At 71.8% G+C, this 14,368-nt stretch carries 14 protein-coding genes and 2 pseudogenes; 8 read left to right on the plus strand and 8 right to left on the minus strand.

All coding sequences use genetic code 11. The annotated features are described in order from the left end of the window. Positions 1 to 16 precede the first annotated feature (16 nt). The 5 genes from BKK80_RS21475 to BKK80_RS21495 all read left to right on the plus strand — a co-directional run bounded on the left by BKK80_RS21475 (position 17) and on the right by BKK80_RS21495 (position 3,819). The gene (locus tag BKK80_RS21475; RefSeq protein ID WP_071071148.1) at positions 17 to 1,201 is read left to right on the plus strand and encodes a lipid-transfer protein; all 1,185 of its coding nucleotides are present in this window, start codon (positions 17 to 19) and stop codon (positions 1,199 to 1,201) included. Between the two features lie 2 nt (positions 1,202 to 1,203). Further along, the gene (locus BKK80_RS21480; protein WP_071071150.1) at positions 1,204 to 1,644 is read left to right on the plus strand and encodes a MaoC family dehydratase N-terminal domain-containing protein; all 441 of its coding nucleotides are present in this window, start codon (positions 1,204 to 1,206) and stop codon (positions 1,642 to 1,644) included. Between the two features lie 19 nt (positions 1,645 to 1,663). Next, the gene (locus BKK80_RS21485) at positions 1,664 to 2,083 is read left to right on the plus strand and encodes a MaoC family dehydratase (RefSeq protein ID WP_071017193.1); all 420 of its coding nucleotides are present in this window, start codon (positions 1,664 to 1,666) and stop codon (positions 2,081 to 2,083) included. Between the two features lie 68 nt (positions 2,084 to 2,151). Beyond that, positions 2,152 to 2,982, plus strand: coding sequence for an SDR family NAD(P)-dependent oxidoreductase (locus tag BKK80_RS21490; RefSeq protein ID WP_071071152.1), 831 nt, complete (start codon positions 2,152 to 2,154; stop codon positions 2,980 to 2,982). A 48-nt stretch (positions 2,983 to 3,030) separates the two neighbouring features. Continuing rightward, positions 3,031 to 3,819: an enoyl-CoA hydratase/isomerase family protein gene (locus BKK80_RS21495; RefSeq protein ID WP_071071154.1), complete on the plus strand. Its 789-nt coding sequence runs from the start codon at positions 3,031 to 3,033 to the stop codon at positions 3,817 to 3,819. A 12-nt stretch (positions 3,820 to 3,831) separates the two neighbouring features. Here BKK80_RS21495 and BKK80_RS21500 read toward each other — a convergent pair whose 3' ends face one another. Continuing rightward, positions 3,832 to 5,037, minus strand: a complete 1,206-nt coding sequence (locus tag BKK80_RS21500) for an MFS transporter (RefSeq protein WP_071071156.1) — start codon at positions 5,035 to 5,037, stop codon at positions 3,832 to 3,834. A 316-nt stretch (positions 5,038 to 5,353) separates the two neighbouring features. On the opposite strand from BKK80_RS21500, the gene dapB reads away from it, so the two are divergent. Together dapB and BKK80_RS21510 are read left to right on the plus strand one after the other, a co-directional pair. Beyond that, positions 5,354 to 6,136 (plus strand): 4-hydroxy-tetrahydrodipicolinate reductase, encoded by a 783-nt coding sequence (dapB, locus tag BKK80_RS21505; RefSeq protein WP_071071159.1) that lies wholly within the window; start codon positions 5,354 to 5,356, stop codon positions 6,134 to 6,136. A gap of 63 nt (positions 6,137 to 6,199) precedes the next feature. Next, a pseudogene (locus BKK80_RS21510) lies at positions 6,200 to 6,559 on the plus strand (LysR family transcriptional regulator); the annotation flags it as partial. Positions 6,560 to 7,080: 521 nt separating this feature from the next. Here BKK80_RS21510 and BKK80_RS21515 read toward each other — a convergent pair. Together BKK80_RS21515 and BKK80_RS21520 are read right to left on the minus strand one after the other, a co-directional pair. Next, positions 7,081 to 8,010: a 2-hydroxyacid dehydrogenase gene (locus tag BKK80_RS21515; RefSeq protein WP_071039284.1), complete on the minus strand. Its 930-nt coding sequence runs from the start codon at positions 8,008 to 8,010 to the stop codon at positions 7,081 to 7,083. Positions 8,011 to 8,179: 169 nt separating this feature from the next. After that, on the minus strand, positions 8,180 to 8,962 hold the full coding sequence (locus BKK80_RS21520; RefSeq protein ID WP_071017182.1) for a class II aldolase/adducin family protein: 783 nt from the start codon (positions 8,960 to 8,962) through the stop codon (positions 8,180 to 8,182). Positions 8,963 to 9,135: 173 nt separating this feature from the next. On the opposite strand from BKK80_RS21520, the gene BKK80_RS21525 reads away from it, so the two are divergent. Beyond that, on the plus strand, positions 9,136 to 9,831 hold the full coding sequence (locus tag BKK80_RS21525; RefSeq protein WP_071017180.1) for a Crp/Fnr family transcriptional regulator: 696 nt from the start codon (positions 9,136 to 9,138) through the stop codon (positions 9,829 to 9,831). A gap of 65 nt (positions 9,832 to 9,896) precedes the next feature. Here the strand turns inward: BKK80_RS21525 and BKK80_RS21530 are convergent, their stop codons facing one another. From BKK80_RS21530 to BKK80_RS21545, 5 genes and pseudogenes are all read right to left on the minus strand, one after another. Next, on the minus strand, positions 9,897 to 10,913 hold the full coding sequence (locus BKK80_RS21530; RefSeq protein ID WP_071017178.1) for a tripartite tricarboxylate transporter substrate binding protein: 1,017 nt from the start codon (positions 10,911 to 10,913) through the stop codon (positions 9,897 to 9,899). Positions 10,914 to 10,963: 50 nt separating this feature from the next. Then, positions 10,964 to 11,116, minus strand: a complete 153-nt coding sequence (locus BKK80_RS36540) for a hypothetical protein (RefSeq protein ID WP_157903291.1) — start codon at positions 11,114 to 11,116, stop codon at positions 10,964 to 10,966. Between the two features lie 18 nt (positions 11,117 to 11,134). Next, positions 11,135 to 12,553, minus strand: a complete 1,419-nt coding sequence (gene pyk / locus BKK80_RS21535; RefSeq protein WP_071017176.1) for a pyruvate kinase — start codon at positions 12,551 to 12,553, stop codon at positions 11,135 to 11,137. A gap of 16 nt (positions 12,554 to 12,569) precedes the next feature. After that, positions 12,570 to 13,913, minus strand: a complete 1,344-nt coding sequence (locus tag BKK80_RS21540; RefSeq protein WP_236903910.1) for a glycerate kinase type-2 family protein — start codon at positions 13,911 to 13,913, stop codon at positions 12,570 to 12,572. A gap of 16 nt (positions 13,914 to 13,929) precedes the next feature. Further along, positions 13,930 to 14,352 (minus strand): annotated as a pseudogene (locus tag BKK80_RS21545) (cation:dicarboxylate symporter family transporter); the annotation flags it as partial. Positions 14,353 to 14,368: the final 16 nt, after the last annotated feature.

A 14,368-nucleotide genomic window follows, 5' to 3' on the forward strand; every position in this document is an offset into this window, starting at 1 on the left:
TCCACCAGGAGCCACCATGACTGCATCCGCGATCGTCGCCGGCGTCGGCATGATTCCCTTCTCCAAGCCGGGGGCGAGCGAAGCCTATCCGGTGATGGCCGCCCGCGCCATCCGTGCCGCGCTGGCCAACGCGGGCCTCGCCTACGACAAGGTACAGCAGGCCTACGCCGGCTATGTCTACGGCGACTCCACCGCCGGCCAGCGCGGGCTCTACGAGGTCGGCATGACGGGCATCCCCGTGATCAACGTCAACAACAACTGCTCGACCGGCTCGACCGCGCTGTACCTGGCGCGCCAGGCGGTGGCGAGCGGCGCCGTCGACTGCGCGCTGGCCTTCGGCTTCGAGCAGATGACGCCGGGCGCGCTGGGCTCGGTGTTCGAGGACCGGCCCAGCCCCTTCGAACGCTTCGACGCCGTGACCGAGGCACTGGTCGACGTGCCCGGGGTGCCCTTCGCGCTGCGTTACTTCGGCGGCGCCGGGCTGGCGCACATGGAGGAATTCGGCACGCGCCTGGAAACGTTCGCGCGGATCCGCGCCAAGGCCAGCCGCCACGCCGCCAACAATCCGCTGGCGCTGTTCCGCACCGTGGTCACGGCGGAGGAGGTGATGGCCTCGCCGATGATCTGGCCCGGTGTCATGACCCGGCTGATGGCCTGCCCGCCGACCTGCGGTGCGGCGGCCGCGCTGCTGGTGTCGGAGGCCTTCGCCAGGCGCCACGGCCTCGACACCACGGTGCGCATCCGCGCCCAGGCGATGACCACCGACACGCCCGTGGCCTTCGACGCGCGCGATATGCGCGAGGTGGTGGGCTTCAGCATGACGCGCGAGGCCGCCAGGCAGGTGTACGAGGCCGCCGGCGTCGGGCCGGAAGACATCCGCGTGGCGGAGCTGCACGATTGCTTCGCCCACAACGAGCTGATCACCTACGAGGCGCTCGGGCTGTGCCCCGTGGGCGGCGCCGAGAAGTTCGTCGACGATGGCGACAACACCTACGGCGGGCAGGTCGTCACCAATCCCTCGGGCGGCTTGCTGTCGAAGGGCCATCCGCTCGGCGCGACCGGGCTGGCGCAGTGCACCGAGCTGGTCGAGCAATTGCGCGGGCAGGCCGGCGCGCGCCAGGTCGAGGGCGCCCGGCTGGCCTTGCAGCACAACCTGGGGCTGGGCGGCGCCTGTGTCGTCACGCTGTACGAAAGGAGCTGACCATGATCGACAAGCAATGGATCGACCATGAGCTCGGCGCCTCGGTGCTGACGGTCGAGCGGGGCCGCGTGCGCTTCTTCGCCAAGGCGATCGGCGAGACCGATCCCATCTACAGCGACGAGGCGGCCGCGCGCGCCGCCGGCTATGCCGACCTGCCCGCGCCGCCGACCTTCCTGTTCGCGGCCGAGCTGGACTCGGGTGCCATGTTCGGCATGCTGGACCGGCTTGGCGTGCCGCACGCCAAGGTCCTGCATGCGGAGCAGGGCTTCGAGTACCTGGCTCCGGTGGTGGCCGGCGACACCGTGACGGTGCGTTCGCGCATCCAGGACATCTATGAGAAGAAGGGCGGCGCGCTGGAGTTCATCGAAGTCGCGTCCGACGTCGTCAACCAGCGCGGCGAAGCGGTGGCGCGCCTGCGCTCGCTCACCGTCGTGCGCCACTGAGCGGCGCGGAGGAATCCCCATGGCAAGCCCTGAATTCGCTTCGGTCCAGGTCGGCGACGCGCTGCCGCCCCTGCACCTGCCCGCGGTGGACCGCCGCATGCTGGCGCTGTTCGCCGGCGCCTCCGGCGACCACCACCCGATCCACATCGACCTCGACTACGCGCGCCGGGCCGGCATGCCGGACGTGTTCGCGCACGGCATGCTGGGCATGGCCTGGCTGGGCCGCCTGCTGACCGCCTGGGCGCCGCAGGCACGGCTGCGCCGCTTCGACGCGCGCTTCCAGGGCATCACCCATCTCGGCAATGCGGTGCAATGCAGCGGCCGGGTGCTGGAGAAGCTCGAACGCGGCGGCGAGCGCTGCGTGCGCGTCGAGGTGCGCAGCACCAACCAGTTCGGGCAGGTCAAGATCGCCGGCGAAGCGCTGGTGGCGCTGCCTTGACCGGCGCGGGCGAGCCGATCGCACAGAGACCGCACAGATCACACAGACATAGCAAAGGAGACGCCATCATGACCCGCAGACTCGAAGGCAAGGTTGCCCTCGTCACCGGCTCCGGCCGCGGCATCGGCCGCGCCATCGCGCTCAAGCTGGCCGGCGAAGGCGCACGCCTGGTCATCAACGACCTCGACGCCGCCCCCGCCGAGGACACCGTGCAGGCCATCCGCGCCGCCGGCGGCGAGGCGGTGGCCTGCCTCGGCAGCGTCACCGCGCCGGATTTCGCCGAGCGCTTCGTCGGCACCGCGATGGCCGAATACCAGGGCCTGGACATCCTCGTCAACAATGCCGGCTATACCTGGGACAACGTGATCCAGAAGATGACGGACGAGCAGTGGCATGCCATGCTCGACTGCCACCTGACCGCGCCGTTCCGCATCCTGCGCGCCGCCCAGCCGGTGATCCGCGGCCTGTCGAAGGCCGAGGCGGAGGCCGGCCGGCGCGTGGTGCGCAAGGTCGTCAACATCTCGTCGGTGGCCGGGCTGTTCGGCAATGCCGGCCAGGCCAACTACTCCGCCGCCAAGGCCGGCATCGTCGGCATGACGCAGACGCTGGCCAAGGAGTGGGGACGCATGCAGGTCACCGTCAATTGCGTCGCCTTCGGCCTGATCCAGACCCGGCTGACCGGCAGCGCGGCGCAGGACTCGACCGCCCGCATCGAGGGCCGCGACATCAAGGTCGGCGTGAACCCGGACCTGCTGGCGGCCATGGAGCGGGGCATCCCGCTCGGCCGCGGCGGCACGCCGGAGGAGGCCGCCGGAGCGGTCTACCTGCTGTGCATCCCGGAGTCGGATTACGTCAGCGGGCAGACGCTGGTGTGCAGCGGCGGCCTGACCGGCATCTGAGCCGCGGGCAAGGACCAAGGGGACCAACGGGAGGAGAAGGAGGAAACGATGGAACAGGAAGAGGGGATCGCCTGGAGCGTGGACGGGCCGGTCGGGCGCATCGTGCTGAAGCGGCCGGAGCGCGCCAATGCCATCTCGCGCGGCGCCAGCCGGGCGCTGGTGCGCGCCATCGACGCGGTGCTGGCGGCGCGGCCGCGCGTGGTGCTGCTGGCGGCCGAGGGGCGCATCTTCTGCGCGGGCGGCGACATCGACGAGTTCGCCGCGGTGGGCGACGGCCTGGCAGGCCTGGTCGACGACATCCTGGCGCCGCTGCACCCGGCGCTGCACCGCCTGGCGACGGCGCCGCTGCCGGTGGTCGCGGCGCTGAACGGCCCGATCGGCGGCGCCGGCATCGGGCTGGCGCTGTGCGCGGACTTCGTGCTGGCGGCGCAGTCGATGAAACTGCGCACCGGCTATGCCGCCATCGGCCTGTCGCCCGACCTCGGCGCGTCCTGGTTCCTGGCGCGCCGCATCGGCGCGGTACGGGCCCAGCAATGGCTGATGCTGAGCGAGGCGATCGACGCGCAAGGCTGCCTGGCGCACGGTGTGGTCGACGCGCTCTACGCGGACGCGGCACTGCCCCGGGCGGCGGAAGATCTGGCGGTGCGGCTGGCGCAGGCGGCGCCGGGCTCGCTGGCCGCCATCAAGACCTTGTGCGGCGGATTGCCCGGGCGCAGCCTGCAGGCCCACCTGGACCTGGAGCATGCCCTGCTGCGCGAGCGGGCCGGCAGCGCCGATGCGCGCGAAGGGGTGCAGGCCTTCGTGGCACGGCGGCCGCCGCGTTTCACCGGCGGCTGATGCCGCCCGCCCTCAGCGCTGCAGCCCCTTCTGCACCTGCCACGACAGCGGCAAGGTGAGCAGCAGCATCACCGCCAGCGTGACCACGGCGGCGGTCATGCCGGCCACGTCGCCGAGGCGGCCGAACAGCACCGGCGACAGCGCGCCGCCGCCGATGGTGCCGGTGTAGAAGAGCGCGAAGGCGTGGTCGCGCCTGCCGGCGCCGGCCAGTTCCGGCACCGCGCCGTACAGCACCGAGGAGGTGCCGTTCAGGGCCAGCCCGAGCAGCGGCAGCATCGCCATCATGGCGGGCAGCGGCAGCCACACCGCCGCCAGGATCAGCAGCGAGGTGCCGGACTCGGTGATCCAGACCGTCTTCATCATGCCGATGCGCGCGCCCAGGTAGCCGCAGAACAGCTTGCCGAAGGCGCCGCCGACGAACAGCAGCGACAGCGCGAGGCCGATGCCGGCGGTACCCGCGCCCTTGCCCTTGAGCAGGAAGGGCAGGAAGGTGAGGAAGCCCATGCGTACCGCGCTGTCCAGCGTGCCGGTCAGCAGCAGCGCGCGCAGGCCGCTCGCCGAGCCCTCGCCCGCGGTGGCCTCGGCGGCCTTGCCCGGGCCGACGGCGCCGGCGCGCGCCGGGATCAGCCACCACAGCAGCGCGGCGGCGGCCAGGCCCAGCAGGCCCATCAGGGTCACGCTGGCGCGCCAGCTCGCCACCGCCAGCAGCAGGCCCACCGCGCCGGGGATCAGGGTCTTGCCGATGTCGCCGGCGAAGTTGTACTGCGACAGCGCCTCCTTCACGTCGCCGCCCGCCTCATGCGCCTCGGTCACCAGCGACGACGCCAGCGGATGCTGGGTGCTGGCGCCCAGCCCGCCCAGCAGCAGCGCGCCCAGCAGCACCGCCACGCCGCCGGCCTGCCCGGCCACGAGATAGGCCAGGCCGGCCAGCGCCGTGCCGCCCACCAGCAGGCGTTCGCGGCCCCAGCGCCGCGCCGCGCGGCTGGCCAGCAACTGGAAGCCGGCCATCATGCCCGAGTACGAGCCGCGCAGCAGCCCGACCAGCGCGTAGCTGATGCCGAACTGCGACTGCCAGATCGGCAGCAGCACGTAGATGAGGTCGGTCAGGCCGTCATGGACAGCGTGGGCGGTGCAGGCGGCGACCAGCGCGCGGCGGCGCGCCGAGGCTGCGGGAAGGCCGGAATCGCCGGAGAAGGTGGCGCTGCGCGGATCGCTCATGGCGGCACGGGGCGGTGATCGGGAGGCGCCCATTTAAGCATCGGCACGTGCCGCAGGGAAGATGGATCAATGCGCGGATTGGTCTAGACGTCTGCAGGGTATCTTCGCGCGGCGCACACCCCGCACGGGGAGATACGCCAGCAGTGTGGGCGCGCGCCCAGCTCCTGCAACCGCCGCGCCGTCACCGTGGCGCCGCCGATCCACTCCAATGCTATCGAGTACGCTTTGCTATGCTTGAAAGGTATGGCAGGGGAGGCCAGCCGGTGGCATCCGGCATGGCTCCCCCGGCCACCAGGCATCCATGAGGAACACAGGCATGACCACACCTATCCGCATCGCTATCGCCGGAGCGCGGGGCCATATGGGCCGGGCCGTGATCGAGCTGGCGGGGCAGGACCCGACGCTGGCGGTGGTGGCCCGCATCGCGCGCGCGGGCAGCGCGGCGGCCGACGGCCAGGTCGAGCTGACGGCCGCGCTGGCGCAGGCCGACGTGGTGATCGATTTCACCAGCGGCGCGGCGTCCGCCGCCCTGGCGTCCGCCTGCGCCGCGCGTGGGGGGCCGGCCCTGGTGATCGGCTCGACGGGCTTCGAGGACGAGGACCTGGCGGCCATCGCCGCCGCCGCGCGGTATATCCCCATCGTGCGCTCGGGCAACTTCTCGCTGGGCCTCAACCTGCTGCTGGGCATGGTGGCGCGCGTGGCGAAGGCCTTGCCGCAGCAGGAGTGGGACATCGAGATCGTCGAGGCGCACCACCGGCGCAAGGTCGACGCGCCGTCGGGCACCGCGCTGATGCTGGGCGAAGCCGCCGCGCAGGGGCGGGGCGTGGCGCTCGAGGCGGTGGCGCAGCGGGAGCGCGACGGCATCACCGGCGCCCGCCCGCCGGGCGAGATCGGCTTTGCCGTGTTGCGCGCCGGCGGCATCGTCGGCGAGCACAGCGTGATGTTCGCCGCGGAAGACGAGATCCTGACGCTGTCCCATTCCGCGCGCGACCGCAGCATGTTCGCGCGCGGCGCGCTCGCCGCGGCGCGCTGGGTGGTGCACCGGCAACCGGGCGAATACGACATGCAGGACGTGCTGGGTCTCGGCGCGCCGGGCTGACGCCGCACCGTGTCGGACATCGCCAGAACGGAGCGTGCGCAGGGCGGCAGCGGGGCAGCCGACCTGCGCCGCATCGAGCTGCGCCACCTGCGCTACTTCATTGCCGTGGCCGAGGCCGGCAGCGTGGTGGCCGGCGCCCGATCGGTCGGCATCGTGCAGCCGGCGCTGTCGCGCCAGATCCAGGAACTGGAAGAGGCCATCGGCACGCCGCTGCTGCGGCGCTTGCCCAAGGGCGTGGAGCTGACCGCCGCCGGCACCGGTTTCCTGCGCGATGCCAGGCAACTGCTGGCCGGGCTGCAGGCCAGCCGCGAGCGCGCGCAGCGCAGTGCCGCCGGCCTGCTGGGCGAGCTGCGGCTCGGCGTGCTGCCCAACTACCTGGCGCTGCCGGCGGTGGCGGCGCTGCTGCAGGTGCAGCGCTTCGCAGAGGTGCTGCGCGGGACGGCACGATGCGCTTGCCGAAGCCGACTGGTGCGCCAACACCAATCGCCAAGCACGAGGTCTTGGCTCCCTCTCCCCGCGCGGGGAGAGGACGGGGGAGAGGGGTGGTTTAGCAAGGCGCCACGCCCAACGAAGCCGTCGGTGTGATCCAGCACGCGAGCACCGAATCGAAGCCGCCGGTGTGATCCAGCACGCGAGCACCGAATCGAAGCCGCCGGTGTGATCCAGCACGCGAGCACCGAATCGAAGCCGTCGGCGTGGTCCAGCCGACGAGCACGGACGAGCACGGAATCGAAGCCATCAGTGCGATCCACGCCGCCACGTTCAGCCGGCGCCTGCCCTCTCCCCCGGCCCCTCTCCCGCAGGCGGGAGAGGGGAGCGGGCCGGCGTGATGCGTACGGCGTCGCACTGGACGAGGCCGTCGGTCTGGAGCGGGGAGGCAACCGGCGCGCTCGGGAGCCTGCATTGCGCCTGCATCGCGCCTGCATTGCGCGATCCGCCCTGCCTCAATACCCCGCCGCCCGGTCCACCAGGTTCAGCAGCGGCTGGCCGGCGCGCGCGCGGCGCAGGTTCTCGACGCATTGCTGTGCCACCAGCTCGTATGAGGGATCGCAGGCGATATGCGGCGTGGCTTCGATGCGAGGATGGTTCCACACCGGGTCGCCCGCTTCGACCGGCTCCTTGGAGAAGACATCGAGCGCCGCGCCGGCGAGGTGGCCGGCGTCGAGCAGGGCGAGCAGGTCGGGCTCGACCACGTGTTCGCCGCGGCCCACGTTGATGAAGTAGGCGCCGGCCGGCAGCATCGACAGCGTGCGCCGGTTCAGCAGGCCGTGTGTCTGCGGCGTCAGCGGCAGCGTGCAGACGAGGATGTCGCTCTGCGCCAGCAGCGCGGCCAGGCCGTCGTCGCCGGTGAAGTCCGCCACGCCGGGCAGGCCCTTGCCGCCGCGGCTCCAGCCTGCCACCGGGAAGCCGATGGCGGCGAAGGTGCGTGCCACCGCGCTGCCGATCTCGCCCAGTCCCAGCACCCCCACGCGGCAGCGCGACAGCGGCCGGCCCGGATGGCGTCGCCATTCGCCGCGCCGCTGCTGCTCGGCATAGGTGCCCAGCGCGCGGGCGTGGCGCAGCGCGGTGGCCAGCACGTAATGGGCGATGCCGGTCTGCTGGCCGGGGTCGACCACGCGCGTGACCGGCAGGGCGGCCGGCAGGTCGGGCGCGGCCAGCAGCTTGTCGACGCCGGCTGCTGCCGCGCACACCAGGCGCAGCTTGGGAAAGGCGGGCACCACGCCGGGCCGCAGGCCCCAGGCCAGCAGGGCCTCGACCTCGTCCGCGGGCGCGTTCTCGCGGCCGTTCCAGACCGGAATGTCGGGCGCGGCCTCGCGCAGGGCGGCGGTGATGGGGGTTGCCATGAAGGAGGGCAGGTGAACGAGAATGGCCATGGGGGTGCGTGTTCGGATGGTCTTGACGATGCGTGAGCGGCCGCCCCCGGGGGCGGCCGCCTGCTGTCGGGGCCGGCCGTGTCGTCGGCCCGGCCCGTCGAGCGTCTCGGCTTGCGCGGCATTCGCGCGCTTGCCTGGGGATGCCGCGTATGCTGCGTATGCCGCGGGATCAGTTGCGGAAATCCGGCTGGATGCGGTCGAGCCGGCGCAGCAGGCCCGGCCAGGCCAGGCCCGAGCCCTTGCCCTTGGTGGCCTGGCGGGCCTGCTCGCCGACGTCGGCGCTGGCCGACTCGGGCACCGTGGTCAGGGTCGAGCCGCCGCTCTGCGCCAGGATCTGGATGCGGCAGGCCGATTCCAGCGTGTACATGGTCAGGAAGGCGTCGGCCACCGAGCGCCCGCAGGTCAGCAGGCCGTGGTTGCGCAGGATCATCTGCTTGCCGCGCCCGAGGTCCGCCACCAGCCGCGCCTTCTCGTCCTCGCGCAGCGCCACGCCCTCGTAGTCGTGGTAGGCCAGGCCCATGCGCGCGAACATCGCCTGCTGGGAGATCGCCAGCAGGCCCTCCTTCTGCGCCGACACCGCCACGCCGTGCGGGGTATGGGTATGCATCACGCAGCCGATCTCCGGGCGCGCCTCGTGCACCGCGCTGTGAATGATGAAGCCGGCCGGGTTGACGTCGTACGGCGTCTCCAGCACCGGCGCGCCGTGGTGGTCCACCTTGACCAGGCTGGACGCGGTGATCTCGTCGAACAGCATGCCGTAGGGGTTGATCAGGAACTGGTCCGGCGCATCCGGCACGCGCGCCGAGATATGCGTGAAGATCAGGTCGTCCCAGCCGAAGTGCGCCACCAGCCGGTAAGCCGCGGCGAGGTCCACGCGGGTCTGCCATTCCGCGTCGGATACGCGCTGCTTGACGGAATCCTTGCCCGTCTCCACCCGTTGCATCTGTGCCATGTCCGTGTCTCCTTGGCTTGTCGTTTCCTGTGGGGTCGAGGCATTCTGCGCCGGGGACGATGCCAAAGTCTGTTAAGTCCTGGACAATCTCGGTGTCATCAGGCGGGGGGACGGATGTGAAGCGAGAGGCAGGAAGTGCCGGCAAGGGCGGTGCCAGGGCGAGGGGCAGGACAGTGGCCAAGGCGGCGGCCAAGGCGGCGGAGCCGCAGGCGCCTCTGCCGCGCGGCGTGCTCGCATCGGGCTGGCTGCGCAACGCCCCGGCCCGCGTGCTCGATGCCGTGGCCAAGGCCGCGCGCCGCGAGCGCTACGCCGATGGCGAGATGATCTTCGCGCGCGGCGATGCGCCGACCAACTTCTACCTGGTGCTGTCGGGGCGGGCGCGCATGAGCCGCGTCAGCGCGGGCGGGCGTGAGGCGGTCTACGCCGTGGTCGGGCGCGGCCAGTGGTTCGGCGAGATCTCGCTGCTCGATGGCAAGCCGCGCACGCATGACGGCTTCGCGGTCGGCAGCACCGAGCTGGTGGCGCTGGGCTGGCACGACTTCCAGCGCATCCTGGCCGTGCATCCGGAAGGCATGCAGCTGATCGTGCGCCAGATCTGCGCGCGGCTGCGCATGGCCTTCGACCACGCGGAGAGCGCGCAGCAGGCGCCGGTGGACGCGCGCATGGCCGAGCGGCTGCTCGAACTGGCGGACAGCACCGAGCGCGTGGTGCATATCTCCGCCGAGGAGCTGGGCGACATGGTCAACCGCTCGCGCCAGACGGTGGCCAAGTACCTGCAGGCCTGGGAGGCCGCCGGCTGGATACGGCGCCGCTACCGCGAGATCGAGCTGGTGGCGCCGCAGGCCTTGCAGCGGCTGGCGGGGCGGTAGGGGCAGTGGCACGGTGGTGGCGGATGAGCACCGTGCCACTGCCCTGCCCTGCCCTGTCCTGCCGTTTACTCGATGGCCACCTTGCCGTCCTTCACCAGGCCGGCGAACTTCACCGTTTCCTGGTCGATGCGGCGCGCGAAGGCCTCCGGCGAGCTGGACATCGGCTCCGCGCCGGCGGCCAGCATGCGCTGCTGGAACTCGGGCGACTTGACGATGCGGACGATCTCCGCATTGAGCCGCGCCACCACTGGCCCGGGCGTGCCTGCCGGCGCCAGCACCCCGAACCACGTGCCGATGTCGAAACCCTTCAGGCCCGCTTGTTCCAGCGTGGGGACATCGGGCAGCGCGCTGGAGCGCGTGGCCGTGGTCACCGCCAGCGCGCGCAGCTTGCCGGCCTTGATGTGCGGCAGCACGGTGGCGAGCGTATCGAATGACATCGTCACCTGGCCGCCCAGCAGGTCGGTGGTCAGCGGGCCGCTGCCCTTGTAGGGCACGTGCAGCAGGCGGATGCCGGTGGCCGCCTGGAACTGGGTGCCGATCAGGTGCTGCGCGGTACCGTTGCCATTGGAGCCGTAGGAGAACCCGGGCGTGCTTTGCCTGGCCAGCGCGACCAGCTCGGCCACGTCGCGGGCTGGCGTGCGCGCCGGGTTGATGGTGAGCACGTTCGGCACCATGGCGAGGGTGCTGACCGGCACGAGATCCTTCTGGAAGCTGTAGGGCAGCTTCTTGTACACGCTGGTGGCGATGGTGTGGTGCACGGCGCCCATCAGCAGCGTGTAGCCGTCCGCCCGGGCCTTGGCCACGTAGTCGGCGCCAAGCGTGGCGCCGGCGCCCGGACGGTTCTCGACGATGACCGGCTGGCCCAGGCTGCGCGAGAGCTGGTCGCCCAGCGAGCGCGCCAGCAGGTCGGTGGTGCCGCCGGCGGGGAAGGGCACCACCAGGCTGAGCGGCTTGGCCGGCCATTCCTGCGCCAGCGCGAGCGTGGCGGCGCCCAGGCCGAGCGGCAGCGCGGCGAGGCAGCCGAGCCGGCGCAGCGCCTGGCGGCGCTGGCGGTGGTGGTAGCAGTGCTTGGATGCGGGCATGGCTTGTCTCCTCTTGTGTTCGTTTGAGTCGGAAGGTGGGAACTGCGCGGCTACGCTGCCGGTGCCGCCGCGCGCAGCGCGACGCCGATGGCATCGAGCGTCTCGCCGAGCGTGCCGTCGGCCAGCCGTACCTGCGCGGCAACCGTGGGATGGCCGCGCGAGTCGAGGATCTCGTAGCCGCGTACTTCCTGGATGGTCGTCATGGCGCCTGTCTTACTGGATTACTGGACCTGCGCGATGCGCAGCAGGTTGGTGGTGCCGGCCACGGTGAACGGCAGGCCGGCGGAGATCACGATCGATTGCCCGCTCTCGCCGAAGTGCTCGTTGCGCACGGTGTGGCCGGCCAGCTCCGTCATCTCGACCACGTCGACCACCTCGTGGCACAGCACCGCGTGCACGCCCCAGGCCAGCGCCAGGCGGCGCGCCGTGGCCACGCGCGGCGTCATGCCGAGGATCGGTACCTCGGGCCGCTCGCGTGCCATGCGCAGCGCCGAGTAGCCGGAGCTGGTGTAGGCCACCGTGGCCGGCACCTTGAGCAGGCCGGCGACATGGCGCACCGCATAGCCGATCGCATCGGCCGCCTCGGCGCGCGGCGGCGTGTGCGAGGCCTGGATGGCATCGTGGTAGAGCGGATCGGATTCCGTGCGGCGGATGATGCTGTCCATCATCTTCACGGCCTCGACCGGGTAGCGCCCGGAGGCGGACTCGGCCGACAGCATGACGGCGTCGGCGCCGTCGTAGACCGCGGTGGCCACGTCGGAGGCTTCGGCCCGCGTCGGCACCGGCGCGGCGATCATCGATTCCAGCATCTGCGTGGCCACGATGACCGGCTTGCCGGCCTTGCGGCAGGCTCGCACGATCTGCTTCTGCAGCGAAGGGACCTGTTCGGCGGGCATCTCCACGCCGAGGTCGCCGCGCGCCACCATGACCGCATCGGCCTGCGCGACGATGGCCTCCAGGCTGTGGATGGCAGCCGGCTTCTCGAGCTTGGCGACGATGCCGGCGCGCCCCTGCACCATGGCCTGGATCTCCTCGATGTCCTCGGGCCGCTGCACGAAGGATAGCGCCACCCAGTCGACGCCCAGGCCGAGGCCGAAGTCGAGATCGCGCCGGTCCTTCTCGGTCAGCGCCGACAGCGGCAGCACCACGCCGGGCACGTTGAAGCCCTTGCGGTCGGATAGCATGCCGCCATCGAGCACGGTGGTCTCGGCGAAGTCGTCGCCGCAGCATTCCACGCGCAGGCGCAGCTTGCCGTCGTCGAGCAGCAGCTCGGAGCCCTCGCGCAGGGCGCGGAAGATCTCCGGGTGCGGCAGGCTGACCCGCTGCGCCGAGCCCGGCGTGCCGCGATCGAGGTCGAGCCGGAACGGCGCCCCGGCGGCGAGCGGGACCGGGCCGGCGGCGAAGGTGCCGATGCGCAGCTTGGGGCCCTGCAGGTCGAGCAGCACGCCGATCGGCCGCCCGCGTTCGCGTTCCACCGCGCGGATGGTGTCGTAGCGCTGCCGGTGGTCGTCGTGGCTGCCGTGGCTGAAGTTGAGGCGGAACACATCGGCGCCGGCCTCGAACAGCGCGTCGATGGTTTCCGGCGTGGTGCTGGCCGGTCCCAGCGTGGCCACGATCTTGGCATTGCGAAGGCGTCTCATCTCTTTTCCCTTTCCCTCAAGTTCCAGTTGCGGCTGCAGTTGCGGTTGCGGTTGCAGTTGCACTTTCCGCTCCGCTTCCAGGCGCGATCAGGATCGCGCGGAAGTCGTTGACGTTGGTCAGCGTCGGGCCGGTCACCACGCTGTCGCCGAGCGCTTCGAAGAAGCCGTGCCCGTCGTTGTCGGCCAGCGCGTCGCGCGCCCGGATGCCGAGCCGCTGTGCGTGCCGCAGGGTGTCGGGCGTGACGATGGCGCCGGCGATCTCTTCCAGTCCGTCGACGCCGTCGGTGTCGCCCGCGATGGCATGGATGCCGGCATGGCCGCGCAAGGTCAGGGCGAGTGCCAGCAGGAACTCGACGTTGCGGCCGCCACGGCCCTGGCCGCGCACGGTCACGGTGGTCTCGCCGCCGGACAGCAGCACGCAGGGCGGCACCACCGGCTGGCGATGGTCGGCGACTTCGCGGGCGATGGCGCCCAGCACCAGGCCGACGTCGCGCGCCTCGCCCTCGATGGCGTCGCCGAGCAGGTGCACGGTCAGTCCCGCCTCGTGCGCCACCTGCGCGGCGGCTTCCAGCGCCATGCGCGGCGTGGCGATCAGCGTGGTGTCGATGCGGGGCAGGCGCACATCGCCCGGCTTGAGCGTCTCCGCCGCCTCGGAGGCCAGCACCTGCAGCACGTGCGGCGGCACTTCCAGGCCGTAGCGGCGCAGAATGTCGAGCGCGTCGGCGCGCGTGCCGGGGTCGGCCACTGTGGGGCCGGAGGCGATGTCGACCGGGTCGTCGCCCGGCACGTCCGACAGCAGCAGGTTGCACACGCGCGCCGGGTGGCAGGCGGCCGCCAGCCGGCCGCCCTTGATGGCCGACAGGTGGCGGCGCACGCAGTTCATCTCGCTGATGGTGGCGCCCGATTTCAGCAGCGCGCGGTTGAGGGCCTGCTTGTCGGCCAGCGTGATGCCCGCCAGCGGCAAGGGCAGCAGCGACGAGCCGCCGCCCGAGACCAGGCTGATCACGAGGTCGTCCGGGCCCAGGCCGGACACCAGTGCCAGCATGCGCCGCGCGGCCTCGTGGCCGGCGGCATCCGGCACCGGGTGCGCCGCCTCGACGATCTCGATGCGCCGGCACGGTACCGCGTAGCCATAGCGCGTGACCACCAGCCCTTCGAGCGGCCACGGCCAGGCCGCTTCCAGCGCCTGCGCCATGGCGGCCGAGGCCTTGCCGGCACCGATCACGATGGTGCGCCCGCGCGGCGGCGGCGGCAGGTGGCGGGTCAGCGTCAGCGCGGGCTGGGCGGCCGCGACAGCGGCGTCGAACATGCGGCGCAGCAGGGTGCGGCAGGCGCTGGTGTCCATGGAGGTCTGGGCCATCTCAGTGCATCCGTCCGCTGGTCGGCACCATGTTCATCAGGAAATCGACGAAGGAGTGCGGTGCCTGCGCCGCGTGGGTGTAGCCGGCGATGGCCTTGGCGTCGAGATGGGCGGGGTCGACGTTCATGCCGGCGCCCGGCCGCACCAGGTTGACGACCACCAGCCCCAGTGCCAGCGCCAGCGTCGACAGCAGCTCGAAGTAGAGCAGCGCGCGCGCGCCGACGCGGCCGAGTTCCTTCATGTTCTCCATGCGGGCGATGCCCAGCACCACGGTGGCGAAGATGATGGGCGCGAACACCATCTTGATGAGCTTGATGAACACGTCGCCAAGCGGCTTGACGCTGCCGGCGAGGTCGGGCGCGAACAGGCCGAGCGCGATGCCGGCGCCGACGCCGATCAGTACCTGGACGTACAGCTTTCCCAATAGCCTGCGGATCATGGCTGTCTCCTGCGGG

Source organism: Cupriavidus malaysiensis (assembly GCF_001854325.1).
Classification (GTDB): Bacteria; Pseudomonadota; Gammaproteobacteria; order Burkholderiales; family Burkholderiaceae; genus Cupriavidus; species Cupriavidus malaysiensis.

Bases quoted from the DNA above. Each gene is read 5' to 3' on its own strand.
- BKK80_RS21475 (WP_071071148.1), top strand. From the start codon at position 17: ATGACTGCATCCGCGATCGTCGCCGGCGTCGGCATGATTCCCTTCTCC.
- BKK80_RS21480 (WP_071071150.1), top strand. From the start codon at position 1,204: ATGATCGACAAGCAATGGATCGACCATGAGCTCGGCGCCTCGGTGCTG.
- BKK80_RS21485 (WP_071017193.1), top strand. From the start codon at position 1,664: ATGGCAAGCCCTGAATTCGCTTCGGTCCAGGTCGGCGACGCGCTGCCG.
- BKK80_RS21490 (WP_071071152.1), top strand. From the start codon at position 2,152: ATGACCCGCAGACTCGAAGGCAAGGTTGCCCTCGTCACCGGCTCCGGC.
- BKK80_RS21495 (WP_071071154.1), top strand. From the start codon at position 3,031: ATGGAACAGGAAGAGGGGATCGCCTGGAGCGTGGACGGGCCGGTCGGG.
- BKK80_RS21500 (WP_071071156.1), bottom strand. From the start codon at position 5,037: ATGAGCGATCCGCGCAGCGCCACCTTCTCCGGCGATTCCGGCCTTCCC.
- dapB (WP_071071159.1), top strand. From the start codon at position 5,354: ATGACCACACCTATCCGCATCGCTATCGCCGGAGCGCGGGGCCATATG.
- BKK80_RS21515 (WP_071039284.1), bottom strand. From the start codon at position 8,010: ATGGCCATTCTCGTTCACCTGCCCTCCTTCATGGCAACCCCCATCACC.
- BKK80_RS21520 (WP_071017182.1), bottom strand. From the start codon at position 8,962: ATGGCACAGATGCAACGGGTGGAGACGGGCAAGGATTCCGTCAAGCAG.
- BKK80_RS21530 (WP_071017178.1), bottom strand. From the start codon at position 10,913: ATGCCCGCATCCAAGCACTGCTACCACCACCGCCAGCGCCGCCAGGCG.
- BKK80_RS36540 (WP_157903291.1), bottom strand. From the start codon at position 11,116: ATGACGACCATCCAGGAAGTACGCGGCTACGAGATCCTCGACTCGCGC.
- pyk (WP_071017176.1), bottom strand. From the start codon at position 12,553: ATGAGACGCCTTCGCAATGCCAAGATCGTGGCCACGCTGGGACCGGCC.
- BKK80_RS21540 (WP_236903910.1), bottom strand. From the start codon at position 13,913: ATGGCCCAGACCTCCATGGACACCAGCGCCTGCCGCACCCTGCTGCGC.